The organism is Mycoplasmopsis mucosicanis (genome assembly GCF_006546935.1).
Lineage (GTDB): Bacteria > Bacillota_I > Bacilli_A > Mycoplasmatales > Metamycoplasmataceae > Mycoplasmopsis > Mycoplasmopsis mucosicanis.
In genome coordinates this window covers 1-540 of the sequence record NZ_SMDN01000038.1, presented here as the reverse complement: position 1 = coordinate 540, position 540 = coordinate 1, and the positions used below count along the sequence as shown (strand labels likewise).

General features: G+C 23.9%; 1 pseudogene. It reads right to left on the bottom strand.

The features are described 5' to 3' along the window. A pseudogene (locus E1I18_RS03650) lies at nt 1-461 on the bottom strand (IS1634 family transposase); the annotation flags it as partial. Nucleotides 462-540: the final 79 nt, after the last annotated feature.

Below are 540 nucleotides of genomic sequence, written 5' to 3'. Positions count from 1 at the left end.
GTTTCTTTCTTAATTGATTTATATGTTCCATAAATACTCATTGGAAGTTTGAATTTTTGATAAATTTGGTGAATAACTACGTCTTTGAGTGATTTTGACTTTGAATCCTTACAATTTTTAAAGATATCAAAATAATTAAATATGTTTTCAATAAGGTCGAGTCCATGATATTTTTCTTTCACTTCTTTCTCTTCGACGTTTTCATTTTTAAACAATTCATTTAGTTTTTCTCTTGCTTCTTCTTTTGTTAGTGAAAGAGGGAAATTTTTAATTATGTTTTTTATTGTGTTTATCGGGTCCTCATTGTATTTTTTCAGTTCTTCAACGTATCCATAACCAAATCTTATTTCAAATCCTTTATTATCTACTTTTGGAATGCCAACATTGATATATAAACCTTTTTTAAGCTTTGAATTTGAAACTCTTCATTGTCTTGAAACCAATTCTTTTTTAACTTTCATATATTAATTATACCACATTTAAGTATATAAGTATAAAAAATATATATTTTTATATTTTTATAAATAAAAATATAGAGCC